Raw genomic sequence first — 25,122 nt, 5'->3', positions numbered from 1 at the left:
CGATGTCGAGGAAAGCCATCGCCCTGATCACCACCGCGGTGGTCGTGCTCATCGCCATTGCCGTGGCGGTGGCGTGGTTCGTTCCGGTGTTCAAGGTGGAATCCATCGAGATCAACGGTGCCGTGCGCACCGACACCGAGGTGGCCCGGGAGGTCTCCGGTATCACCGCCGGGGACAACCTCCTGCGCATCGATGCAACCGGGGCTGCCCACGCGATCGCGGAGATGCCGTGGGTGGCCTCGGTCACCCTCAACCGGAAACTGCCGTCCACGGTGGATATCACACTCACCGAACGTGAGGCGGCGGTGTTCATCCGGCGATCCGACGGTGACCACATCATCGACACCGAGGGCCAGCCCATCGTGATCGGAACACCACCGGTGGGAACGATCGAGGTCACGGGCACACGCGAGGATGATCCCGAGGTGCTCCCGGCGGTCATCGACATCATAAGCGCCATTGATGACCATGACCCGAAGCTGAGGGAGGTCATCGCCACCATCGAGGCCCCGGACCAGTTCGACATCCTCCTGCGGCTGACCGACGGCCGGGAGGTCTACTGGGGTTCCTCGGAGAACAACCACGACAAGGCTGTCGCACTCTCCACGGTCATCCAGCGTGAGGGGCAGCGATGGAACATCAGCTCACCGTCGATGGTGACAGTCCGCTAAAGTGGCGGGGCGGACTGTTTACGCAGTTCAAGAACCCTAAAGTGTGGCTTGAGGGTTCGACACGCCGCCCCGGATGTCCGACATTAGTGAGGGTTTTTCACTCATGATGGAGGATAGTCGGTAGTCGCCTGGGGATTATTCCTGACCAGATGGCCACCATCCCCGGCGAAGGCCAGGAGAAAACCAGCTATTAATATGACATACGTGCACCAAACTCTTCGAAAGGCGAGACATAGACCATGACCTCACCGAACAACTACCTCGCCAAGATCAAGGTCGTCGGCGTGGGCGGCGGCGGAGTCAACGCCGTCAACCGCATGATTGAAGAGGGCCTCAAGGGCGTGGAGTTCATCGCGGTGAACACCGATTCGCAGGCCCTGATGTTCTCTGATGCGGACGTGAAGTTGGATATCGGACGCGAGGCCACCCGTGGTCTCGGCGCCGGAGCCAACCCCGAGGTGGGACGAACCTCCGCCGAGGATCACAAGAACGAGATCGAAGAGACCATCAAGGGTGCGGACATGGTCTTCGTCACCGCAGGTGAAGGCGGTGGCACCGGTACCGGCGCCGCCCCGGTCGTCGCCGGCATCGCCAAGAAGATGGGCGCCCTGACCATCGGTGTCGTGACCAAGCCGTTCGAGTTCGAGGGTCGTCGCCGTACCCGTCAGGCGGAGGAAGGCATCGAGGCGCTCAAGGAAGTGTGTGACACCCTCATTGTCATTCCCAACGACCGCCTCCTCGAGCTGGGAGATTCGAATATCTCCATGATGGAGGCCTTCCGCGCCGCCGATGAGGTGCTGCACAACGGTGTGCAGGGTATCACCAACCTCATCACCATCCCCGGCGTGATCAACGTGGACTTCGCGGACGTCCGCTCCGTCATGTCCGAGGCGGGTTCCGCCCTCATGGGTGTCGGCTCCTCCCGCGGTGACAACCGCGTGGTGGCCGCCACCGAGCAGGCCATCAACTCCCCGCTGCTGGAGGCCACCATGGACGGCGCCACCGGTGTGCTGCTGTCCTTCGCCGGTGGTTCCGACCTCGGCCTCATGGAGGTCAACCAGGCCGCATCCATGGTCCGGGAGCGTTCAGACGAGGACGTCAACCTCATCTTCGGTACCATCATCGACGACAACCTGGGCGACGAGGTCCGGGTCACCGTCATCGCCACCGGTTTCGATGCCGCCCGTGCACACGCCTCCCAGGAGCGTCGCACCGCCGATGCGGGAGCCCCGGCCAGCGAGGCCAGCACCCCGGCACCGGCCCCGGCCAGCGAGCCCGCCACCCCGGCACCGAGCAACGAATCCATCTTCGGTGGTGCCCGTGAGGCCGATCCTTACGAGTCCCGTTCCGCAGGCGCACGCCACCGCATCGACGACAGCCGTTCCGGTGGCCTGTTCACCCGCGGTGATGAACGCGAGTTCCGCCGCGACGAGCGCAGGGATGACCGCCGTGACGATCGCCGCGATGACCGTCGTGATGATCGCCGGGATGACCGTCGCCGTGACAACGGTGATGATCTGGATGTCCCCAGCTTCCTCCGTTAGGAGACAGGGGAATAGACTGTTGACCATGGACAGTCTTGACCCACGCACACGCCCCGTCCGCAAGGTCTTCACGACCCGAGCGGGCGGGGTTTCCCCATCCCCGTATGATTCCTTCAACCTGGGCGACCATGTGGGCGATGATCCGGATCATGTGGCAGCCAACCGTGCGCGGCTGGCGGGCATCATCGGTCTGGATCCGAGCCGGGTGGTCTACATGGAACAGATCCACTCCAACACCGTCACGGTGATTGACCAGCCCCCCACGGACGGTGGTCCCATTGAGGCCACCGACGCCCTGGTGACCACCCAGCGCGAACTGGCACTGGCCGTCCTGGTCGCCGACTGTGTACCCGTCCTGCTGTCCGATACCGACGCCGGTGTCATCGCCGCCGTCCACGCCGGGCGGATGGGCGCACGCAACGGCATCATGAAGAAGACGGTCGAGACCATGGTCGGTCTCGGCGCCACCCCGATCAACATCCACGCGCTCATGGGTGCCGCGGCTTCAGGCAAACATTATGAGGTGCCGGAGCAGATGGCGCGTGATGTCGAGGCGAAACTGCCGGGTTCCCTGACCCGCACCACGAAGGGCACCACGGGACTGGACATCCGGGCCGGGCTGCTGCGCCAGCTGCTCGCCCTGGGGGTCCAGATGATCGACTCCGACCCGCGCTGCACCATCGAGGACGAGGATTTCTTCTCCTACCGCAGGCAGGGCACCACCGGGCGCCAGGCCGGTGTCATCTGGCTGCCGGAGGTGGTCTAGGTGGAACGACGCGCTGAACTTCAGGCGAACCTCGACAGGGTGAAAAAGCGTATCGACGACGCGACCATGGCTGCTGGTCGCCCTCCCGGGAGCGTGTCACTGTTGCCGGTGACCAAGTACCACCCCGTCCAGGACATCCGGATCCTCCACGAACTGGGTATCACCACGGTGGGGGAGAACCGGGAACAGGAGGCGCGGGCCAAGCACCAGGAATTCCCGGACATGGAATTCCATATGATCGGGCAGATCCAGACCAAGAAGGCGAACGCCGTTGCGCGTTGGGCTGCAGCCGTCCACTCGGTGGACAGCGTGCGCCTCGCAGAGGCGCTCGACCGCGGCGTGGGACTCGCGCTGGAACGGGGGGATCGCAGCGTCGACAAGCTCTCCTGTTTCATCCAGCTGAGCCTGGATGGCGACACTTCCCGTGGAGGAGTGCCCGCGGATGCCGTCATGGAGGTGGCGGAGACGCTCGAGAAAGCGTCGCATCTGATGCTGGCGGGGCTGATGTGTGTACCCCCGGTCGGGTGGGATTCACTCTCTGCCTTCTCCCAGGCCAGGGAGGTATTGGCAGGTGTGGAACATCACTTTGACAGAAACATGGAATTTTCTGCCGGTATGTCTGGAGATCTTGCCGACGCCATCATGCATGGCTCTACAATCGTGCGTGTCGGAACAGAAATTCTTGGAAGTCGACCGATACCGTAAGAACACAAAGTTCCACGGGTGTCCACGCACCCGGCTGCACATGACCACACGACATTCCAGGTGAAGGGAAACTGCCATGTCAATGCTCAAGAAGACCAAGGAGTTCTTCGGGCTCACTCCGTATGAGGCCGATGACGCCTACTACCAGGACGAACCCCGATACGAGGGCGCTACCGCCTACGCTCCCGAATACCGTGAGCCGGAGTACGGATACTCCCGCCCACAGTCGGCCATTCCTGCGGCACCGGCTCCCGCCCCCGCACCTGCATCGCGTGCCTACCAGCCCACCATCGTCACCGTCGGCCTGAACTCCTTCGAGGACGCACAGGAGATCGGCGCCGCATTCCGTGACGGTGACGCAGTGGTGTTCGACATGTCCCGCCTCACCCGCGAGGAGGCACGTCGCATCGTCGACTTCGCCGCCGGCCTGTGCTTCGCCCTGCGTGGCAAGATGCAGAAACTCGACAGCGAGAACTTCGCCATCACCCCGGAAACCTCGGATATCTCCATCTCCGAGCTGGAGCGCGCCGCGCGTATCCACTAACACCCCGGTTGGTCTTACCCGACACCGACACACCCGACACCGCATGCCGTGCACCGGTGAGTGGCGGGTGGTCATGAGCATGTGCCGGAGCGTGCGATCTGCAGGATCGAATCATGTGCAGCGTGATCGGTTACCCCACCCGTGGCGGAGCCACGATGCGGTGGAGTGTGTCCACCGTGCGTGGGGCCGGGACGGCAACCAGGTTCCGTCATCGTCCAAGTTCAGTTAGGCTGTTTCCCCGTGGGTACATTTGCAACTTTGATCGCCTGGATCATCAGCCTCTACATGTACGTGCTGATCGCACGCATTGTCATTGAGATGATCCAGTCCTTTTCCCGGTCCTTCTCGCCACCCAAGTGGTTCTATGTGATCGCCGAGCCGATTTTCATGGTGACTGATCCGCCGGTGAGGTTGCTGCGCCGGATCATCCCCCCTCTGCCCCTGGGCAATATCCGCCTGGATATCTCCGTGATCGTCCTCTTCTTCGGTCTATCGATCCTCCGGGTGCTGGTCACCTTCATCCCCTTCTGATCCCGCAGGGCTTTCACGCAGGACAGGCTCAGCCCGTCTGCGAGCGACACCCACCGATGGTGTCGCCCGCAGGCGGGTTTTGTGTGTAAATCACCCCCATTTTGCACACCCGACACACAGGACATGCACACCCGGTTACCACCGGGTAACTGAAGTCTCTATCCAGTGTTGATGCGCGCCCACCGGCCGGGTGGTCACAGTCTCGGGGTGGTGGGACATGGTGAAATAGCCATTCAAACGACCTTTCCGTGATCGGGGGGAGTAGGGTTGTGTGCGTTCGTGATTGTGTCCGTTTTGCGCGACCCACCGCACAGCGCTCCACTGGTTGCAGGGAAGACAGTGGATTTCACCGGCGAGTGAACTGAGCAAAAGTGGGTTGCTGGCTACAATCACGTGAGAAGGTCAGTAAGATGAATGGAAGTTCCGGCCGTGGGAGATTCCCGCGGCCGAGTCCCGGCCCATGCCTGGGGCCACCGTTAAATCGAAGGGAATCCGCTAATGCCGTTGACTCCAGCTGATGTGCATAACGTCGCTTTCAGTAAGCCGCCTATCGGCAAGCGTGGCTACAACGAGGATGAGGTTGATCAGTTCCTGGATCTGGTGGAGGACACCCTCGCCCAGCTCCAGGAGGAAAATGACGACCTCACCCAGCGGGTTGAGGAGCTCGAGACTCAGCTGAAGGACGGATCCCCCGCGGGAGCCAGCGCTGCAGGTTCCGGATCCCCACGCGTTGATGAGTCCGCTCTGCGTCGTGAGATCGAAGAGAAGATCCGGGCTGAGTACAAGACCAAGCTCGACGATGCGCAGAAGACCGCCACCAAGGCACAGAATGATGCCAAGGCTGCCCAGGATCAGCTGCAGAAGGCTCAGGCTGATGCCAAGGCTGCACGCGATGAGGCGGAGAAGGCCAAGGCCAACACCGGCAGCGGTACCCCAGCAGCGGCAGCCCCAGCGGCACAGGCCGCACCGGCCGCCAGCGGTGGCGCCACCGTAGATACCCACATGCAAGCCGCGAAGGTCCTGGGGCTGGCGCAGGAGATGGCCGATCGCCTGACCTCCGATGCCCGCGCCGAGGCCAAGTCGATGCTCGATGATGCCCGTGAGGCTGCCGAGAAGCAGATCTCCGAGGCCAACACCAGCTCCAACCGGACCCTCGAGGATGCACGTCAGCGCGCTGAGAAGCAGATCGCCGACGCCGAGTCGCGCGCCAAGAACCTCGTCGATGAGGCTGAGTCGCGCGCCAAGAACCTCGTCGATGAGGCGGAGAAGAAGTCCGCTGCCACCCTCGCGGATTCCACCGCACGCGCTGAGGCCCAGATCCGTCAGGCTGAGGACAAGGCCAACGCCCTGCAGGCTGATGCCGAGCGCAAGCACACCGAGACCATGGCAGCCGTCAAGGAGCAGCAGAACGCTCTGGAGACCCGCATCGCCGAGCTCCAGGTGTTCGAGCGCGAGTACCGCACCCGCCTGAAGTCCCTCCTCGAGGGCCAGCTGGAGGAACTCAACGCACGTGGTTCCTCCGCACCTGCGGGCAACACCGGCAACAACCCCGGTGGTCAGAATTCCTGATCTGATCTGACCCGGGATGAGGGGCATCCCACGCGGTGACCTCTCCTCCACGTAGTACACCCGGCTCCCGGGTCCGGTACCCACCGGGCCCGGGAGCCATTGGTTTGCCCCAGCACTGCTCCGCGCGCTGTCTTGGGGCGCAACCGGTCCCTGTCGGCACCAGCACATCCAGGAAGACATGTTCATCGCCGCCCTTGTATTATCCGCCCTCGGTTTCATCCTGCTGGTGGTGACGGTTACCACCCCGTCGGAGATCTGGACGTGGCTGCTCATCATCACGGTGGTTGCCGGTCTGGTGTGTTTCCTCATCGGTGAATCACGGGCACGCACCCACTCCGGGAGGAGGTCCCGGCCACCACTGGACGAGCGGACCCCGGACCGGCACCAGGATGCGCTGTGACCAAGTCCGGGGGACGCGGGATCCAGCCACTCCCGGAACGGCCTTTCTGCCACCGTGCGCTATACTGAGCGACAGTCGTTTCCCTGTGACACACAGAGAGGCGAAGGCGATGATCCGGCCATCACCGGGGAGTCTTTCCGGAAGAACAGCCCGCACCCGCCCCCATGGGAGGGTGCAGGCCCAGTAGAACCGGACGGGTGGGACCGTGACAGACCTGTTCAATCAAGTGGGACCGGTGGCCTGTTGACGGGCCGCAGGTTCAAGCAGGGTGGTACCGCGTCCGGATCAACGGGCGTCCCCGCAAGTACATGACCACTATTGGCACTTGCGAAGGATAAGGGACCCAATCACATGACTGAAGCCGTTGGCGGAGTTTACCCACTGGTCGACATGACCGGTGGATCATCACGTTTCCCCGACTTGGAGGAAAACGTACTCGACTTCTGGAAGAAGGATGACACCTTCCAGGCCAGCATCGACCAGCGCAATGACGCCGAGGATTACGTCTTCTATGACGGCCCCCCATTCGCAAACGGTCTGCCCCACTACGGTCACCTCCTGACCGGTTACGTCAAGGACATCGTGCCCCGCTACCAGACCATGCGTGGCTACCGCGTGCCCCGCGTCTTCGGCTGGGACACCCACGGTCTCCCCGCCGAGCTGGAGGCGGAGAAGCAGCTGGGCATCAAGGACAAGGGCGAGATCGAGTCCATGGGCCTGGCCCAGTTCAACGACTACTGCGCCAAGTCCGTCCTCCAGTACACCAGGGAGTGGGAGGAATACGTCACCCGCCAGGCACGCTGGGTCGACTTCGACAACGGCTACAAGACCATGGATCTCACCTACATGGAGTCCGTGATCTGGGCATTCAAGGAACTCTACGACAAGGGCCTGATCTACCAGGGCTTCCGCGTCCTGCCGTACTCCTGGGCAGAGCACACCCCACTGTCCAACCAGGAGACCCGCCTGGATGATTCCTACAAGATGCGCCAGGACCCGACCCTGACCGTCACCATGCCGATCACCGGCAAGATCGAGGGCACCGAGGCCAATGAGGCGCTCATCGGTGCCAACGCGATCGCCTGGACCACCACCCCGTGGACCCTGCCGTCCAACCTCGCGCTGGCGGTCAACCCGTCCGTCACCTACGCACTCGTCGAGGTCGCTGACGACGGTGAGGAGGGCTTCGTCGGACAGAAGCTCCTGCTGGCCCGCGACCTGGTGGGCGCGTACGCCAAGGAACTGGGCACCGATGCCACGATCATCTCCGAGCACCCGGGATCCGAGCTCATCGGCCTGACCTATGAGCCGGTCTTCGACTACTTCCGTGACCAGCCCAACGCCTTCCAGATCCTCGGTGCGGACTATGTCACCACCGAGGACGGCACCGGTATCGTCCACCAGGCACCCGCCTTCGGTGAGGACGATATGAACGTCTGTAACACCGCTGATATCGCCCCGGTCATCCCCGTGGACATGGACGGTAAGTTCACCTCCCTCACCCCGGAATATGAGGGTCAGCTGGTCTTCGACGCCAACAAGGACATCATCCGTGACCTCAAGGCCAAGGGGCGCGTGGTCCGTCACCAGACCATTGAGCACTCCTACCCGCACTCCTGGCGTTCCGGTGAGCCCCTGATCTACATGGCGCTGCCCTCCTGGTTCGTCAATGTCACCGAGATCCGCGACCGCATGGTGGAGACCAACCAGGACATCGAGTGGATGCCGGCCCACATCCGGGACGGACAGTTCGGCAAGTGGCTGGAAGGCGCCCGCGACTGGAACATCTCCCGCTCCCGCTACTGGGGTTCCCCGCTCCCGGTGTGGGTCTCCGATGATGAGAACTACCCACGCGTGGATGTCTACGGCTCCCTCGACGAGCTCGAGGCCGACTTCGGTGTCCGCCCGACCTCCCTGCACCGCCCGTACATCGATGAACTGACCCGCCCGAACCCTGACGATCCGACCGGCAAGTCCACCATGCGCCGTGTGCCGGATGTGCTGGACGTGTGGTTCGATTCCGGCTCCATGCCGTTCGCCCAGGTTCACTACCCGTTCGAGAACAAGGACTGGTTCGACACCCACGCGCCGGCCGACTTCATCGTGGAGTACATCGGTCAGACCCGTGGCTGGTTCTACCTGCTGCACGTGCTGTCTGTCGCACTGTTCGACCGCCCCGCCTTCAAGAAGGTCGTCGCGCACGGCATTGTCCTGGGTGATGACGGGCTGAAGATGTCAAAGTCCAAGGGCAACTACCCCAACGTCAACGAGGTCTTCGACCGCGACGGTTCCGATGCGATGCGCTGGTTCCTCATGAGCTCGCCGATCCTGCGTGGCGGCAACCTGATCGTCACCGAGAAGGGCATTCGTGAGGGTGTGCGCCAGGCCCAGCTGCCCATGTGGAACGCGTATTCCTTCCTGCAGCTCTACGCCTCGAAGAAGGCCACCTGGTCGGTGGACTCCACCGACGTGCTGGACCGCTACATCCTGGCCAAGCTGCACGACCTGGTTGCCGATGTCACCGCAGCGCTCGATGCCACCGACATCGCCCGCGCCTGTGACCAGGTGCGCTGGTTCTGTGACGCCCTGACCAACTGGTATGTCCGTCGTTCCCGTGACCGTTTCTGGGCCGGCGACGAGGCACACCCGGAGGCCTTCAACACCCTCTACACCGTGCTGGAGACCCTCACCCGCGTGGCGGCACCCCTGCTGCCGATGACCACCGAGGTCATCTGGCGCGGCCTGACCGGTGAGCGCTCCGTCCACCTCACCGATTTCCCCTCGGCAGACAGCTTCCCGGCTGACACCGATCTGGTCCGCACCATGGATGAGATCCGCGGTGTGTGCTCGGCGGCCTCCTCGATCCGCAAGTCCCACAAGCTGCGCAACCGTCTGCCGCTGCCGAACCTGACCGTGGCACTGCCGGATTCCGGACGACTGACCGATTTCCTGTCCATCATCCGCGATGAGGTCAATGTCAAGAACGTGGACCTGACCTCCGATGTGGATGCGGTGGGCACCTTCGAGGTGGTGGTCAACGCCAAGGTCGCCGGCCCACGTCTGGGTAAGGATGTCCAGCGCGTGATCAAGGCGGTCAAGGCAGGCAACTACGAGCGCGTGGGCGACACCGTTGTCGCCGACGGCATCGAGCTGCAGGACGGTGAGTACACCGAACGTCTGGTGGCTGCGAACCCCGATTCCACCGCCCAGATCGACGATGTCGACGGCCTCGTGGTCCTGGACATGGAGGTCACCCCCGAGCTTGAGGCTGAAGGCTGGGCCGCCGATGTCATCCGTGGTCTGCAGGATGCGCGCAAGTCCTCCGGCTTCGAGGTCTCGGACCGCATCAGCGTGACGCTGTCTGTTCCGGCTGAGAAGCTGGAGTGGGCCGGCCGCCATGCCGAGCACATTGCCGGTGAGGTTCTTGCCACCTCCTTCGAGGTCGTTGAGGCTGATCTCGGCGAGGGCGCCCACGAGGTGCTCAAGGGTGTTACCGCGAGCGTCGTCAAGGCTTAAACCCTGGTTTGAGCAACCCCGCTGTGTAAGCAGCGGGGTTTTCTTGACCCTGACACCGTGTCAGGTGGTGGGGTGGAGGCATGACCATCACGCGAGCTTTCCAGTCCACTGATCCATCAATCCGCCTGCGGGCTGCCTTGGCAGCAGGAACCGACCCCAACCCAGCACATCTTGTTCCACTCATGGAACGCCTCGGTGGGGAACCTCATTTCTTCGTCCGTGACATGGTCACCTGGGCGCTCACCCGTCATCCCGTGACAGAGACCTTTCCGCTGCTCACCGCCGCCTTAAACGATCCGGAGGCGCGAAGCCAGGCGCTGCACACGTTGTCCAAGATCCAGGCCCCGGGGACCTGGGAGGTGCTGACAACACAGATGCTTCACGACGCCAACGCAGCCTCGCGTACCGCAGCCTGGCGGCTTGCGGTGGCGGTGGTGCCCGATACGGAACGCGCAGCCTTAGCCACAGAACTGGTGGCGGAGCTTGGTCGTGGTGATGAGGATACCCAACGCAGCCTGATCCGGGCCCTAGCTGCACTGGACGGTGAGGTAAACCCCCTGTTATCTGCGGTCATCGCCCACGCCCAGGCCACCCAGGCATATCTGCAGGATCCCGACGGGGGCATCGCAGACCACCTCCATGAAGCCCGGAGGGTTGCCGCCCTCGGCCCCGTTGCGCAGAATTAGGCACATGCGTATCGGTGAATTCTCCGCCAGGACCGGGGTGAGCGCCCGGATGCTGCGCCACTATGAAGCACTCGGGTTGCTTACCCCCACGGAGCGGAGTGCAGCCGGTTACCGGGAATACACCGAGGATGATCTGAGGCGGATACTCCACATTGAAAGCCTACGATCCCTGGGGCTGGGCCTGAAGGAAGTGGGACAGGCGCTCGAGGATCCGGCTTTTTCTTTTGGTTCTGTGATCGATGAACTGATTACTGAGTCACGGGAACGTCTGAGACAGGAAAAGAGGTTGTTTGACAGGCTTCAGGCGGTGCGCACCGCCGGTGCCACCAGCTGGGATGAGGCCTTGACCATCACCGCTATGCTGCGTGGTCTGCGCTCACGGGATCCGGCACAGCGGCAGTCATCAGCATTGTCCTTAAGTCTCAGCGCACAACCCCAACTCTTGGCCAAGGCTGCATTGGAGGAAAGAAACGTCAATGTTGCCGGGAGCCTGTCCTGGGCGGTGCTCAACGCCGGGGATGAGGCGGTGGAGGAGGTGGCCCGGGGACTGAACTCCGCGGATGTTGAGGTGCGTCGCCGTGCCGTGCGTATTTTGGCAGAAGCTCCAGGTGCCAGCGAATATCTTCTCACTGCACTGGGCGATGATGATGCTGATGTGCGTGCCCTGGCTGCCCTCGCCCTGGGGAAGCAACACCGGCATGAAGCGATGCCAGAACTCATGGACATGATCCTCACCGGGCGCCGGGATGTGGACGCTGCGGATGCACTGGCTGTGCCACCGGAGTGGGAAGACGAGGTGCTGGCAGGGTTCACCCACCACCTTGATGTCTTATCCCGGGAGGATCCCGCCCGGGCCAGGATTACCCAGGCTCTGGCCGAGTTTAGCGCCTCCGACCAGCTACTAACCAGGCTGGCGGGGGACCCGTCACCGCAGGTGGCCATGACCGCCCGGGCAGTCCTGTCCTTGCGGCGCTCAGCTACACAGTGAGCAATCTTCCCTTAAGACTTGACCAATTCAACGGTATCGCCATCAGCCACGTGCTTTCCGGTACGATCCCTCTTCGTGAATAGGTTTGGTCGCATCAAGCCCGGGAGCCGTGTGCTGGCTCCACTGTTGATGATCATCAACGGATTATCTCTTTATGCCGGTGCCGCCATCGCCGTTGGTCTCTTTGAGACTCTCCCGCCAGTGCTGGTGGCATGGTTCCGGATCTCCACCGCGGCGGTGATGCTGGTGGTGCTGTTCCGGCCCAGGGTGCGGGATTTCCTGGGACGTACCGGCTTCAATGCGGCGGTCTATGGCATCTCCACGCTGGCCATGAACATGACCTTCTATGAAGCGATTGCGCGGCTGCCCATGGGAACCGCGGTGGCCATCGAATTTCTTGGCCCCATCACTGTGGCGGCACTGGGGAGTCGCACCCTGCGGGACTGGGCCGCCCTGGTGCTGGCGGGGATCGGGGTGGTGGTGATCTCCGGTGCGCAGTGGTCCACCAACAGCACCGGTGTCCTGTTCGCCCTGGGCGCTGCCGCGCTGTGGGCCCTCTACATTGTCGCCGGTAACCGCATCGCCGGGTCGGCGTCGGACAGTCGCACCGGGATGACGGTCGGTTTTGTCTGGGCTGCGCTGCTGGCCGCGCCCGTGGCGTGGTGGTTGTGGCCGGGGATGGCGTCGATCGCGCTCGAACCGGTGCAGCTGCTGGGCCTGGCCTTCGGCCTGGGGGTGCTCAGCGCGGTGATCCCCTACGGCCTGGATCTCATTGTCCTGCGGATGGCCGGGCGCGCCTACTTCGCCCTGCTGTTGGCGCTGCTGCCGCTGACCGCCGCGGTCATGGGCGCCGTCGCCCTGGGGCAGATGCTCACCCCGGCCGAGATCGCCGGCATCGCGCTGGTGATCGCCGCGGTTGCTTTACGACGACCCGCCTGACCCCCATCCCATTCGTTCACCCGTTCGGTTCACCCCTGGTTGTGCCCTAGACTGAACACCATGCAACGCTGGGTTCTGCACATCGACATGGATGCCTTCTTCGCATCCGTGGAACAGCTGACCCGGCCCACCCTGCGGGGACGGCCCGTCCTGGTGGGAGGTGCCTCGGGCAGGGGAGTGGTCGCCGGTGCCTCCTATGAGGCGCGCAGGTTCGGTGCCCGTTCGGCGATGCCCATGCATGAGGCCCGCGCCCGGGTCGGGTTGGCCTCCGTCGTGGTCACCCCGCGGCACGTGGTCTACTCCACCGCCTCCAAGCGGGTGTTCCAGATCATCGAGCAGCGCGCCGGGACGATCGAGAGGCTCTCCATCGACGAGGGGTATATGGAACCGGAGGAGCTGGTCGGGGCCTCACCCGATGAGGTCCGTGCGTGGGCCGAATCGCTACGTGCCGAGATCCGCGCCCAGACCGGATTGCCGGCCTCCGTGGGGGCGGGGTCGGGTAAGCAGTTCGCCAAGATCGGATCCGGGAAGGCGAAACCAGACGGGGTGTTCATCATCCCGGTGGAGAGACAGCAGGAACTCCTCGGTCCCATGCCCGTCAGCGTGTTGTGGGGGGTCGGGCCGGTCACCCAGGCCAAGTTGACCACGATGGGGGTGGCCACCATCGATGACCTGGCGGCACTCAGCGCCAAGGAGGTGGAGATCAGCCTGGGGCCCACCATCGGATACAGCCTGTGGAACCTGGCCCGTGGCATCGATGACCGCCCGGTGGAGCCCCGCGCGGAGGCGAAACAGATCTCCCAGGAACACACCTATGAACGCGACCTCACCTCACGTGCCCAGGTGGATGCCGCCATCCGACGTGCCACAGAGGGCGCCCACCGTCGCCTGCTCCGGGATGGCCGGGGCGCGCGCACCGTCAGCGTGAAACTGCGCATGGATGATTTCCGGATCGAGTCACGGTCCCACACCCTGTCCTATGCCACCGACGATCTGGCCACCCTGGAGGCCACCGCTTTCCGTCTGGCCAGGTATCCCGAGGAGACGGGACCCATCCGGCTGGTGGGAGTGGGATTTTCCGGCCTGGAGGAAAACCGCCAGGACATCCTCTTCCCCGAACTGGATCAACAGATCGTGGCCCCCGCCCCCGCGGACACGGACTATGAATCAGGGGTGCGGGCCAGCACCACCGACAACCGGCCGGTTCCGGACCAGGTAAGCGATGAACCCGGCATCCGGATCTGGAGGGCCACCCAGGATGTCCACCACCCGGAATTCGGACACGGGTGGGTGCAGGGGGCGGGGCACGGGGTGGTGTCCGTGCGGTTCGAGACCCGCACCACCACCCGGGGACTCACCCGGAACTTCGCCATGGATGATCCCCTGTTGGAACCCGCCGATCCGCTGAACAGCCTGGACTGGGGCGACTGGCTGGCCGACAACAGCCACGACCAGGACGGCGACTAGAACAGGGTCGCCGGATGCTGATCTGTGGCGATCGCCGCCGCGAGCAGGACGCGTGCCTGCCCGGCGCGAAAATACCGGGACCCGATCGCGCCCCGGGCAGCCAGGGTCGCGCCGCCGCCGGCGCCACCGTAGGTGCCGGAGACCTCGCCGCGCGGCACACGCGTCGTCATGACCACGGGGAGGCCGTCGTCAAGCGCCCGGCCCAGGGCCGCACCCATCGCGGTGCCCACATTGCCCGAGCCCATCGCCTCAACGACCAGACCCTGCGCACCCGCATCGATGGCGGCCTGCACCGACGCGCCGGACGCTCCGGGGTAGGCGGGGATGATCTCCACGGCGACATCCGCCAGGGGAGCGAGCTGCAGGGGATCCGGGCGTTCCGGCTCCTCAGGGCCGTTGGTGGCAAACGCCAGCTCATCGGTGGTGTGCCACTTGGTGCACCCACGCGCAGGGATGACGGCATGGCCGAAGACCACGAGCACTCCGATGCCCCGGGCGGAGGCATCCGAGGCGATCAGGCAGGACTCGAAGAGGTTGCCCGGGCCGTCGGCCTCCGGGTGGTCGGAGGGTTTCTGGGCGCCGGTGAAGATCACGGGGCGGTGGTCGGTGTGGAAGGTGTCCACCGCGATGGCGGTTTCCTCCATGGAATCGGTGCCGTGGGTGACCACGATGCCGACCACCTCGGGGTCCTCCAGGATCCGGTGGATCGTGGTGTTGAGCTCGTCGATGTCGGCGAAGGTCATGGAGGAGGAATCCAGGCGGTTGAGCTCATGGATCTCGAAGGCGAACTGGGAGGCGTCGAAACGCGCCGCGATGGGACGCAGCAGTTCCTCGCCGCTGACCGTGGGCAGGAGGTGGCCGTCGGCGTCGGCGGTGCAGGCGATGGTGCCTCCGGTGGTGATCACGGCAATTTTGGACACAGAGGTGCTCTCTGGAGAGGTCTCGGACATGGGGTTAAGAGTAGCAACAGTGCCCTGATCCGTAGTGTCAGGCTGCACCTACCGGACTCGGTCCCGCAGTTCCGCCCCCGCGGAGAGGTCAGGTCATGGGGATCAGGCGGTGAGGTCGCGGCGTCGGAAAGCATATGCGCCGAACACGGCCAGCAGGATGGCGGCACCAGCCAGCAGGATGACTCCGGGCCACCCCACATCGGTAGCGGGGTGCTGTCCGACGTGTTCAAAGGGGGAGAGGTTCAGCCATCGCTGACTGAGTTGTAGCATCCTGCCGAACATACTGAGAACGCTTCCGGCGATGAACACCAACCACACCAGGCCCAGGAGGCGGGGTACCAGCCCGTAGAGCAACGTGGCCACACCGATCAACAACCACACCGGCGCGAACTGCACACCATGACCGAGCACGGTGGGCCAGAACAACGCCCCATCACCGGTGACCAGCACCGCCCCCGAGGCTTCCGCGACACCGGCCAGCACACTCAACCACAGGGCACCGGCTGCGGTGACACCGATCCAGGACAGCACCCAGCCCACCCTGCCGACAGCGGTGGCCAGGACAGGTTCTGCCCGGTGTCCGGTCTCCTCGGCCCGCAGCGACTGCACCGACAGGATGCCGTAGACACTGAGCATGACGGCGAGATAGATCCCCATGAACCCCAGATAACCCTCGGTGAGGGCGGTGGAACCACCCATGACGGCGAGGATCTCCGCAGGCATGTCATCGGCGGTGTCCGCAATCGTCTGGGTGAAGGCCCCGAACACCAGACCCGCTGTGACAACCCAGACAGACCAACCGATGACCGTACCCCGCTGTAACCGCCAGGCCAGCGCGGGAGGCGACCCCAACCAGGAGGGCGCACGTTCGTTCCCCGGCCGGTCGGCGAGTACACCAGCACCCAGATCGCGCCGGGACCGGAGCAGGAACCCCAGGAAGGCCGTGAGTAGGGCGAGAATCAGGGGCAGCATCAACGGCCACCAACGGTTCAGGGTGTACGGGGCGGCCTGCTGTGCCCACCCGATCGGTGACAGCCACGATAACCAGGCCAGCCCACCGTTCTGCACCCGGGACATGTCACCTATTCCGCGGATGATGAAGGACACCGCCAGGACCATACCGGCGATGGACGTGCACGTTCTGGAGTAGGGGGACAGCTGCGCGGTGGCGATGGATACCCCGGCAAAGGCGATGCCCACTGCCGCGATACTCGCGGTGAACAGAACCGTCGGCATCAGCTCCGGCGTGGGATCAATCGGGGAGGTGAGGACCACCCCGGTCATGAACAAGGCCGTGAGGATATTCATCGTGACGGTGAGGATGAGGGCTGCGGTGGGTTGGGCATGATGGCCGACAGGGGCAGCCAGGACCAGCTCCGCGCGACCGTGTTGTTCCTCCGCGCGGGTATGCCGGGAGATGGTGAGCATGGACATGAGTGCGCAGCCCAGCATGAGGTAGGTGCCGTAGAGACCCGCGAGGAAACGTGGCACGGTGATCGCGTCGAAGCCGTATCCCGGGCCACCGACCAGCGCGGTGACGGGACTCAACGCCAACTCCGCCATCCCCTCCAGACTGTCCTCGTCGAGGACCGTGCCCAGTGCGGTGCAGAAATATGCCATGAGCAGTGACAGCCCCAGCACCCATGCCGGCAGACGCCAGCGGTCCCGGCGCAGCATGAGACGCAATGTGGCACCCGTGCCGGTGAAGGCGCCCACCTGTGCCCCCACCTGAGCGGTCATTGGTCGGTCCCCGCAGGGGCGTCGCCATAGTGGCGCAGGAGCAGACGTTCCAGCGACGGCGGGGTTGCGGTGATGGCACGCACCCCCAGCGCAGCGAGCATGCTCATCACCTCCGGTAGGTGGGCGGCATCGACGTCGAAACGCACCTGCTCACCCTCCCTGTGGGCGTTGTAGATACCCTCATGTCTGATCAGCTCCTCGGTGGGACGGTCCGTCAGGACGGTGACCACCGTGTGGCTGAGATGACGCATATCCAGCAGGGTGCCTGACTCCACGATCCGGCCCTTACGGATGATGGAGATCCGATCCGCCAGTGCCTCGACCTGCGCGAGGATATGGCTGGACAGGAGGACAGTGTGGCCCCGTTCCTTCTCTTCACGGATGAGCTCCTGGAATTGTGCTTCCATGAGTGGGTCGAGGCCGCTTGTCGGTTCGTCGAGAAGCAGTAGTTCCACATCCGACGCGAGCGCTGAGATCAGTGCTACCTTCTGCCGGTTTCCCTTGGAGTAGGTGCGACCCTTCTTGCTGGGGTCGAGATCAAAACGCTCGATGAGTTCATCCCGGCGCTTCACATTCAACTGGCCCCGAAGCCGGGCGAACAGGTCAATGGCCTCCCCACCGGTGAGATTGGGCCACAATTCCACATCGCCGGGAACATAGGCCAGGCGGTGGTGCAGCTCCACGGCATCACGCCAGGGGTCTTTGCCGAGCACCTTCACGGAGCCGGTATCAGAACGCAGGATGCCGAGCAGGACCCGGATGGCGGTGGATTTCCCGGAACCGTTCGGCCCCAGGAAACCGTGTACCTCCCCGGCCTCCACCCGGAGGTCGAGCTGATCCAGGGCACGGACGGAACCGAAATTCTTCGACAGCCCGATTGTCTCTACAGCAGGTGTGTCCGAGTGCGCCATGGGGGATCCTTCCGCAGCAGGGGAGGGCAGGAAACGATGCTCCCTCCAGTCTATGAGACGGGGACGGCCCCCGGTCAGGTCTGGAGATGAGGTTCCTCGTCGAGGGGCTGGCTTTCCTGTGCAGCACGCACCACCAGCACCGACCATCAGCCATGACACCCTGCTAGGGCCTGTGCGGGAAAACGTGTACCCTCTATGGGGAAAGTTGTCGTCTCCTGTGGCATACCGGGGTGACCAGGCACAGGATGGAATCACCGGACACCGGGAGACCACCTACCGCGCTGGGGGAACCATCCGGATTCGGGTTGTCCTGACCTTGCTGAATTCACATCATTTCGTGAGGTGTTTTATGGTGGGGAGAGTTCCCTCCGCCTTCGGTGGTGATGATGATAGAAACGGCGCCGGCAGTGCAGATGATTGCCGGTGCCTGACCAAGAAGCAAAGGAATCTTTAAACGTGAAGCTTTTCAAGGCAACCGCAGCAACCCTTTCCATTGTGGGTGCACTCGCACTGGGTGCGTGCTCCAGCGATGAGACGGCTGACACCGGGACCACCACCTCGGCAGCTGAGGCCACCACCGCCGATGAGGCGACCACCGGGGTCACCGAGTACCCGACCGCTGAGGAGCTGAACGAGATCCTGGCCATCGCCACCGATCCGAACGCCAGCATCGAGGATAAGGTCAACACCGTCCAGGGCTCCGAGAACGCCCCCGAGCTGTTCGAGACCATGACCCAGGCGAAGGTGGAATCCGGTGCGGAGTTCCAGGTCGTCGGCTCGGTCCTGCCGGGATATGACCCCCAGTCCGAGGTGCTGACCACCGTCATGTTCACCCTCCCGGACCGCCCTGACCAGGAGGCCGAGGGCGTGGAGTTCGTCAACGTCGACGGCAACTGGCAGCTGTCCCAGGACTGGGCCTGCATCCTGATCACCAACACCGTGGCACCTGAGCAGGTTCCGGAGATGTGTGTCGGTGCGGACACCGGTGCTGTTGCCCCCGCCGAGGGTGAGATGGTGGCTCCTGCCGAGGAGCCCGCCCCGGCCCAGTAGTATTCCGGGCCTACTTCCGGGTCAGCCCAGGCTGATCTTCTTCCCCGTCCACCGCTTCCGGATCCACCTGTCATGGCTGGCCAGGAGCACCCGGCCGGGGAATTTCTCTATGGCGTCCTCGAGTTCCTCGCTGAGGGCGAGGGAGAGGTGGTTGGTCGGTTCGTCGAGAAGCAGCAGGTCCGGTGGGCTCGCCAGGATGAGCCCGAGGGAGACGCGTCGGCGCTGTCCCAGGGACAGCTGTGCCAACGGCATGCTTTGCGACGCCGGACTCAACAGCCCCATCTCCACCAGGTCGGGTGTATTCGCAACCCCCAGCTTGTCGAAAACCTCCCCCGCGGACATCGCCAGCTGCTCATCCGTCCAGTCATCGTCCTGTTTGAGCCGGGTGATCCGCAGGTCCTCCGGGATGATCAGTTCACCCTCGGTGGGCTCGAGGGCCCCCTCCAGAACGGACAGCAACGTGGACTTCCCCGTCCCGTTGGGTCCCTCCACCAGGATGTGGTCACCCGGATCGATGCGGAATTTCACCGGGTGCAGACGACCCGCCACGCCCACGGATCGGACCTCCACGGATTCACCGGCCGCATGGCGCAGGTAATCCGGGATGCCCTGGAACTCCAGGGGTTTCGGGGGAGCGGGGATGGCATATTTCTCCAGGATCTCCAGCCGGTTGCGGGCTGAGCGCACCCGGTTGCCCTGGGTCTTGGCGGCACGGTCGGCGGAGAACTTCTGGGAGATCCGGGATTCCGACTTGGGGGTTGCCCGGTGGAAGATGTCCTCCTCCTCGATGCCGGAGGTGGCCTCCAGCTTCTGCCTCTCCGTCTCCTGGGCAACATAGAGCTGCGACCAGCGGGTTCTCCGGTGCTCGCGTTCCTTCAGGTAGGCGGTGAAGCCACCGCCGAAGGCCACAGCCTGTTTCACCTCCTCACCGGCACCCCCTTCAGGGCCGAGGGAGGGATCCAGATCAACCAGTCCGGTGACCACCGCGTCGAGGAAGAAGCGGTCATGGCTGGCGATCAACACCGGGCCCTTGAACGAGGTCAGCTCATTGATGAGGAAATCAACGGCATTGTCATCCAGGTGGTTGGTCGGCTCGTCGAGGATCAGGGCGTCGTGGGGCTCAAGCAGCAGCACGGCGAGGGCGAACCTGCGGCGCTGCCCGCCGGACAATTCCCGGATGGGAACGGAACGGTCGACGTCCGCCAGGCCCAGCCCGGCGACGATCTCCTCGATGCGGGCCTCCAGGTTCCACACGCCGAGCTCCTCCGCCCGGCTGAGTGCCTCATCAAACCGGTCTGCCACATCGGCGGGTGGGTTCTCACTGCCCATGGCCACGGTGAGTTCCCCGATGGTGGTTTCCACCGCACGGACCGGGGCCACGGCCTCGTCGATGAGCGACTGGACGGGGAGGTCGAACGGCAGATCCGTCTCCTGGGCGAGGAAACCGGTGCGTTCGGGAAGATAGAGGTGGCCCTGATCCGGTTCGAGTGCCCCGGCGATGAGTGCCAGGAGCGTGGATTTGCCGGAACCGTTCTCCCCGATGAGGCCGATGATCTCGCCCTTGTTCACGGTCAGGGAGATGTCACTGAGGACGCGACGGGCGGGGTAGGAGAAGCTCAGGCCGTCAACAGAGATGTAGGAGGCGTGGGAGCGCATGGTGATCCTTCGATGTCGTTATGAAACCACGGCACATGGCATGGGCTGCCAGCGCCTGTGTGTCGTGCTACTGCGGGGGTGACTATCGAAGAAAGAACATGTTTCGATTATGCCTGCGCTGCCGGAGAATGGCAACCACATTCGAATACGGTCACCGGGCCCGGCAGCGCGTTGACCGGGGCGTCCGGTCAGCCGTCGAAGCTCACTGCTGTGGTGGAATCCTGCACCACCCGCATATCCTCGGGCCCGCCACCGTAGACCACACGTGTGGTCCAGAATACCGTGCCCGTGGTGGGCAGGGGCCGGGTCAGATCGACGGTGATCGACCCGGAGGACGCGGTATTGGAATTGAGAACGGTCAACTGCTCCGGGGTGTCCTCGGTGACCCCTGCGGTGCCGGGGGAAATGTCCAGGGCACCCAGGCTCGGGCGCTGGGAGACGGAGACATCAAGATCGATCTGATTGCCGCGGATGGCGGTGACGGTATAGGTCACCGTCTGCAACAGGGTGGACTCACCCGTGACCCTGGTGTCAATCGACCACCTGGCGCCCGACCCGATCGCCTCCTCGGGGAAGATGACCGGCAGGGAGGTGTATTTGAGCAGGTACTGTTCCATCATCACCCGTCCGGTATCGGTGGCCTCCACCGGCGCGGCCAGACTGAGGGTGGACTGCCGGCCCCGGTCATCGGCGCGGATCCCGAGTGTGAAACCCTCCGTGGACAGGATGTCCTCCGCGAGTTCGACATCTGTGAAGGCCGGTCGACCCACCTGGATCGAGATCTCGCGGGAGGGGTCGACCACATCGGCGTCGACAGGCTCGGCCGGGGTGACCTCCGCGGTGACGGGCAGCCGCATCGTGGAGACATCACCCCCCTCGGGCGCGGTGGGATCCACCTCGGTGGCGGGTACCACGGACTGGGCGAAACCATCCTCCACGGTCAGTGTCGTCGCCTGGCGGGTGGGGGAGTCGCTGGCATCGGGGTCGGGGACATCCGCGTACCTGATCTCCCGGAGCTCACCGGTTCCGGCGTCCTGGAGAGTGATCCGGGGGGCATCCACGGCCAGGCCCACCGCCTGCTCCACCTCGGTGGTGGGTTCCTCCGGGGCATCCTCGGCACACGCGGCCAGGAACAACGCGGTGGAACACGCGGCAACCGCGGCCAGGACGCGCACACCCCGCCGGGTGGTGGGGGACTTGCGGGGGACGCTGGAGGGCAGGTTAGTCATACGCACGCATTCAAACCTAGCGGTTGCAGCGGTGTGGTGGAATTTCCCAGGGGCACCGGCCCCCGGGATGACTGTCCGGAAGACAGGGCGGTTCCTGTGGCGGTTCACGGTGGTTCCATCAGTAGGCGGTGGGGCGGGGCCGGGTGGAAGTTTTCACCGCCGATGGGGAATGATGGTTCACGTGACCTCATACGATGCAGGGGCGGATACAGCGCCCACACCCCCAGGAGAGAAGAGGACAACCGCGAAACGAGTGACCGCGATGATGATTGCCATCATCGTGGTGATCGCAGCTGTGGACCAGACCGTCAAGCAGTTCATGCTGAACTGGCTGGAGCCCGGTGAACCGGTCGCGGTGATCGGGGACTGGTTCCGCTTCCATCTCCTGTTCAATCCCGGTGCGGCATTTTCCATGGGGCAGGACAGCACCTGGTTGTTCACCTGCATCCAGATCGTCTTCGTGGTGGGCATCCTCATCTACGCACCCCGGGTCCGGCACCGGTGGGTCGGCGTGGGTCTTGCCCTGGTGGCTGGCGGTGCGCTCGGCAACCTCATTGACAGGTTATTCCGGGAACCCTCGTTCTTCCTCGGCCATGTTGTCGACTACATCTCGGTTGGCAGTTTCGCGGTGTTCAACATTGCCGACGCCGCCATCACCACCGGTGTCGTGGTCTTCGTCATTGGAATATTCATGGAGGACCGGGACACTGCCCGGGTGGAGCAGACAGCGAAGAGTGGACCAACCGTGGAGGGGGAGAAATGAACCGTCAGAGTAGAACCCTCCCGGTCCCGGAGGGACTGGCAGGAATGCGTGTCGACGCCGCCCTGTCCAAACTCCTGGGAGTCTCCCGCACCACCGCGGCGGAACTGGCCGAGGCCGGGGACGTGTCCGTCGACGGCATGACGGTACGCAAGAGCGACCGGCTGGTCGCCGATTCCATGCTGGACGTGCTTCTGCCCGAACCCACCCAGCCACTGATGCCCCGGGAGGAGATCGTTCCGGGTCTGGACATCCTCTACGCCGACGATGATCTCATCGCCGTGAACAAACCGGTGGGCGTCGCCGCGCACCCGACCGTTGGCTGGGAGGGGCCGACCGTCGTCGGAGGTCTGGCAGCCGCCGGCTTCCGCATCTCCACCTCCGGTCCACCCGAGCGCAAGGGCATTGTCCAGCGACTCGACGTGGGAACCTCAGGGGTGATGGTGGTCGCCGCCTCGGAACGGGGATACACGGTGCTCAAGCGGGCCTTCCGTGACCGCACCGTGGAGAAGACCTACCACGCCCTGGTGCAGGGACACCCCGACCCGACCGAGGGCACCATTGAGGCCCCCATCGGCCGGCATCCCTCCGCGGGCTGGCGGTTCGCCGTCACCACCGACGGCAAACACGCGGTGACCCACTATGAGACCCTCGAGGCCTTCCAGGAGGCGACACTGGTCAAGGTGCACCTGGAAACCGGTCGCACCCACCAGATCCGCGTGCACTTCTCCGCGCTGCACCACCCGTGTTGCGGTGACCCCATGTATGGCTCCGACCCGGCGTTGTCGGAACGCCTGGGTCTGATCCGGCAGTGGCTGCATGCGGTATCCCTCGGTTTCCACCACCCCGCCGACGGCCGGTGGATGGAGATCACCTCCCCCTACCCGGATGACCTCCAACACGCCCTGGATGTGCTGCGCGATCAATGAGTGACCACCATATCGACCGCACCCGGAAGATCATCGCGGTGGCGGCACTGCTGCTCCTGCTCGGGGTCATCATCGCCCTGAGCTTCAGTGACCGGACCGCCAAGCCGATGGCCATCAACGGTGACGTGCTGGGGCGCGATTCCGGGGAACCCCTCGATGACTACATCGCACGGGCGGGGGATTCACTGGAGGCTGCCCCCGCCGATGAGAATGCCTTCGCGATGGTGACCTTCCCGACCGCATTGGGCCCAGCCGATGCCTCGGCAACACTGGAGGATATCGGCCGGGTCAATGCGATGATCCTGTTGTCGGCGGCCCCGATTCCCCTGCCTGAGCCCGTGGCGGGGGAGACCCGCGAGGATGTCTTCAACCGTCACCTCGACCGCCTGCAGCGCAGCTTCGAGGGCATCGGCGAGATCAGCGCTCCCCGGGAGATCAACAGTGTCCTCGTCTGGGATGACGGCGAGGCCCTGCGGGACCTTTCCACCGACCCGGCTGTGATGTCCGTGGAGGTCCTGCCCCCGGACGCAGGCTGGGGTCATTTCGGTGTCCGGCCGGTGTTCACCCTGGCGGATGTGACCGGTGGCGGGATGGCGTCACCCGCCCTGGGATGACTGGGTTGACCGGGATTTCTCCCGCGAGCCCCGCCGCTGGATGAGAATGTCCGAGAGGTAGAGCGAGACGGCGATCCAGATGATGATGAAGCCGACCCACCGCGCCGGTTCCATGTGCTCGTTGACCACGATCACCGCCCACAGCATCTGCATGGTCGGGGTGACGTACTGGAGCATGCCGACGGTGGACAGGGGGATCGCCTTGGCGGCGTAGCCGAACAGCAGCAGGGGCAGTGCGGTGACGAGTCCAGAACTGATCAGAAGTGCGGCATGGCTTGCACCGTTGTCGGTGAAGGTGCCGGCACCGGTCATCTCCAGCCAGAGGATATAGCCGAGGGCCACGGGCAGGAGAACCAGGGTCTCCGCGGTCAGGGAGGTAATCGCGCTGAGGTCCACCTTCTTCTTGATGGCCCCGTAGATACCGAAGCTGAACGCCAGGGCCAAGGCCAGATATGGTGGCTGGCTGGCGAGGAACGCCAGGAAGAGGACGGCCGCCACCGCGATGCACACCGCCAGCACCTGCAGGCGCCGGAGTTGTTCCCGGAACAGGATGATGCCGAACACCACGCTGACCAGAGGGTTGATGAAATACCCCAGGGCAGCTTCGGTGACATGCCCGGAATTCACCGTGATCACATAGAGCAACCAGTTCAGCGCGATGAAGAGGGCCGCGGCCACCACCCTGAACCAGGTGGTACGGTCCAGACCCCGGAATTCATGCCATCCCCGGCGCACCGACACCACAATGATCATGATGACCGCGGTCCAGATGATGCGGTGCGCGAGGATCTCCAACGGGCCGGCCGGGAGCAGCAGGGGGAAGAACGCGGGGAACAGTCCCCACAGCAGGTAGGCGAGAAAGCCGTAAATCATAAAGGATCACCTTATACGTACGCAGCGCCCGGGGACGTGTGAGGCGGAATATCAAGCTGGTGAGCAGCAGGTTTCTCCCCCCAA

23 protein-coding genes are annotated in these 25,122 nt (G+C 64.2%); 17 read left to right on the top strand and 6 right to left on the bottom strand.

Annotated features, from left to right (window positions below):
• Positions 1-2 precede the first annotated feature (2 nt).
• From H9627_RS01100 to H9627_RS01040, 13 genes are all read left to right on the top strand, one after another.
• The gene (locus H9627_RS01100; RefSeq protein WP_191732185.1) at positions 3-671 is read left to right on the top strand and encodes a cell division protein FtsQ/DivIB; all 669 of its coding nucleotides are present in this window, start codon (positions 3-5) and stop codon (positions 669-671) included.
• Between the two features lie 239 nt (positions 672-910).
• Positions 911-2,215 (top strand): cell division protein FtsZ, encoded by a 1,305-nt coding sequence (gene ftsZ, locus H9627_RS01095; protein ID WP_191732184.1) that lies wholly within the window; start codon positions 911-913, stop codon positions 2,213-2,215.
• Positions 2,216-2,240: 25 nt separating this feature from the next.
• Positions 2,241-2,981 carry a peptidoglycan editing factor PgeF gene (pgeF, locus tag H9627_RS01090; RefSeq protein ID WP_191732183.1) on the top strand — a complete coding sequence of 247 codons (741 nt, stop codon included), beginning with the start codon at positions 2,241-2,243 and terminating at the stop codon, positions 2,979-2,981.
• Positions 2,982-3,686 carry a YggS family pyridoxal phosphate-dependent enzyme gene (locus tag H9627_RS01085; RefSeq protein WP_191732182.1) on the top strand — a complete coding sequence of 235 codons (705 nt, stop codon included), beginning with the start codon at positions 2,982-2,984 and terminating at the stop codon, positions 3,684-3,686.
• Between the two features lie 76 nt (positions 3,687-3,762).
• The gene (locus H9627_RS01080; protein ID WP_191732181.1) at positions 3,763-4,230 is read left to right on the top strand and encodes a cell division protein SepF; all 468 of its coding nucleotides are present in this window, start codon (positions 3,763-3,765) and stop codon (positions 4,228-4,230) included.
• A 240-nt stretch (positions 4,231-4,470) separates the two neighbouring features.
• The gene (locus H9627_RS01075) at positions 4,471-4,761 is read left to right on the top strand and encodes a YggT family protein (RefSeq protein WP_191732180.1); all 291 of its coding nucleotides are present in this window, start codon (positions 4,471-4,473) and stop codon (positions 4,759-4,761) included.
• Between the two features lie 498 nt (positions 4,762-5,259).
• Entirely contained in the window at positions 5,260-6,330 is a 1,071-nt protein-coding gene (locus H9627_RS01070; RefSeq protein WP_191732179.1) for a DivIVA domain-containing protein, read from the top strand.
• 178 nt (positions 6,331-6,508) lie between these two features.
• Entirely contained in the window at positions 6,509-6,730 is a 222-nt protein-coding gene (locus H9627_RS01065) for a hypothetical protein (protein WP_191732479.1), read from the top strand.
• A 351-nt stretch (positions 6,731-7,081) separates the two neighbouring features.
• Entirely contained in the window at positions 7,082-10,246 is a 3,165-nt protein-coding gene (ileS, locus tag H9627_RS01060; protein WP_191732178.1) for an isoleucine--tRNA ligase, read from the top strand.
• 80 nt (positions 10,247-10,326) lie between these two features.
• Positions 10,327-10,932, top strand: a complete 606-nt coding sequence (locus tag H9627_RS01055) for a HEAT repeat domain-containing protein (RefSeq protein WP_191732177.1) — start codon at positions 10,327-10,329, stop codon at positions 10,930-10,932.
• Between the two features lie 4 nt (positions 10,933-10,936).
• The gene (locus H9627_RS01050) at positions 10,937-11,920 is read left to right on the top strand and encodes a MerR family transcriptional regulator (protein WP_191732176.1); all 984 of its coding nucleotides are present in this window, start codon (positions 10,937-10,939) and stop codon (positions 11,918-11,920) included.
• Positions 11,921-12,049: 129 nt separating this feature from the next.
• The gene (locus tag H9627_RS01045; protein ID WP_225213387.1) at positions 12,050-12,859 is read left to right on the top strand and encodes an EamA family transporter; all 810 of its coding nucleotides are present in this window, start codon (positions 12,050-12,052) and stop codon (positions 12,857-12,859) included.
• Positions 12,860-12,919: 60 nt separating this feature from the next.
• Positions 12,920-14,326: a DNA polymerase IV gene (locus H9627_RS01040; RefSeq protein WP_191732174.1), complete on the top strand. Its 1,407-nt coding sequence runs from the start codon at positions 12,920-12,922 to the stop codon at positions 14,324-14,326.
• Here H9627_RS01040 and H9627_RS01035 read toward each other — a convergent pair.
• The 3 genes from H9627_RS01035 to H9627_RS01025 all read right to left on the bottom strand — a co-directional run bounded on the left by H9627_RS01035 (position 14,323) and on the right by H9627_RS01025 (position 17,927).
• Complete coding sequence (locus tag H9627_RS01035; RefSeq protein WP_191732173.1) at positions 14,323-15,276, bottom strand: asparaginase; 954 nt, start codon at positions 15,274-15,276, stop codon at positions 14,323-14,325. The genes H9627_RS01040 and H9627_RS01035 overlap by 4 nt on opposite strands.
• Before the next feature lie 102 nt (positions 15,277-15,378).
• A complete protein-coding gene (locus tag H9627_RS01030) occupies positions 15,379-17,016 on the bottom strand; it encodes an ABC transporter permease (RefSeq protein WP_191732172.1) in 1,638 nt (545 codons plus the stop codon).
• The gene (locus H9627_RS01025) at positions 17,013-17,927 is read right to left on the bottom strand and encodes an ABC transporter ATP-binding protein (RefSeq protein WP_191732171.1); all 915 of its coding nucleotides are present in this window, start codon (positions 17,925-17,927) and stop codon (positions 17,013-17,015) included. The genes H9627_RS01030 and H9627_RS01025 overlap by 4 nt, the downstream gene beginning before the upstream one ends.
• 456 nt (positions 17,928-18,383) lie before the next feature.
• Here H9627_RS01025 and H9627_RS01020 point away from each other — a divergent pair, with 456 nt between their 5' ends.
• A complete protein-coding gene (locus tag H9627_RS01020) occupies positions 18,384-18,977 on the top strand; it encodes a hypothetical protein (protein ID WP_191732170.1) in 594 nt (197 codons plus the stop codon).
• Between the two features lie 21 nt (positions 18,978-18,998).
• Here H9627_RS01020 and H9627_RS01015 read toward each other — a convergent pair whose 3' ends face one another.
• Both H9627_RS01015 and H9627_RS01010 read right to left on the bottom strand, forming a co-directional pair.
• The gene (locus tag H9627_RS01015) at positions 18,999-20,633 is read right to left on the bottom strand and encodes an ABC-F family ATP-binding cassette domain-containing protein (RefSeq protein WP_191732169.1); all 1,635 of its coding nucleotides are present in this window, start codon (positions 20,631-20,633) and stop codon (positions 18,999-19,001) included.
• Positions 20,634-20,821: 188 nt separating this feature from the next.
• Positions 20,822-21,862 (bottom strand): hypothetical protein, encoded by a 1,041-nt coding sequence (locus H9627_RS01010; RefSeq protein ID WP_225213331.1) that lies wholly within the window; start codon positions 21,860-21,862, stop codon positions 20,822-20,824.
• Positions 21,863-22,034: 172 nt separating this feature from the next.
• On the opposite strand from H9627_RS01010, the gene lspA reads away from it, so the two are divergent.
• From lspA to H9627_RS00995, 3 genes are read left to right on the top strand one after another with little or no spacing between them, the layout of a single operon-like run.
• Positions 22,035-22,625 carry a signal peptidase II gene (gene lspA, locus H9627_RS01005; protein WP_191732168.1) on the top strand — a complete coding sequence of 197 codons (591 nt, stop codon included), beginning with the start codon at positions 22,035-22,037 and terminating at the stop codon, positions 22,623-22,625.
• On the top strand, positions 22,622-23,551 hold the full coding sequence (locus H9627_RS01000) for an RluA family pseudouridine synthase (protein ID WP_191732167.1): 930 nt from the start codon (positions 22,622-22,624) through the stop codon (positions 23,549-23,551). Before lspA ends, H9627_RS01000 begins: the two co-directional genes overlap by 4 nt.
• Positions 23,548-24,165 (top strand): hypothetical protein, encoded by a 618-nt coding sequence (locus H9627_RS00995; protein ID WP_191732166.1) that lies wholly within the window; start codon positions 23,548-23,550, stop codon positions 24,163-24,165. Before H9627_RS01000 ends, H9627_RS00995 begins: the two co-directional genes overlap by 4 nt.
• On the opposite strand, the gene rarD is transcribed toward H9627_RS00995, so the two are convergent.
• Positions 24,148-25,038 (bottom strand): EamA family transporter RarD, encoded by an 891-nt coding sequence (gene rarD, locus H9627_RS00990; protein WP_191732165.1) that lies wholly within the window; start codon positions 25,036-25,038, stop codon positions 24,148-24,150. The genes H9627_RS00995 and rarD overlap by 18 nt on opposite strands.
• Positions 25,039-25,122: the final 84 nt, after the last annotated feature.

Source organism: Corynebacterium gallinarum, assembly GCF_014837045.1.
Lineage (GTDB): Bacteria > Actinomycetota > Actinomycetes > Mycobacteriales > Mycobacteriaceae > Corynebacterium > Corynebacterium gallinarum.
The sequence above is the reverse complement of the archived record's forward strand: the minus strand, read 5'-3'. Positions and strand labels throughout refer to the sequence as shown.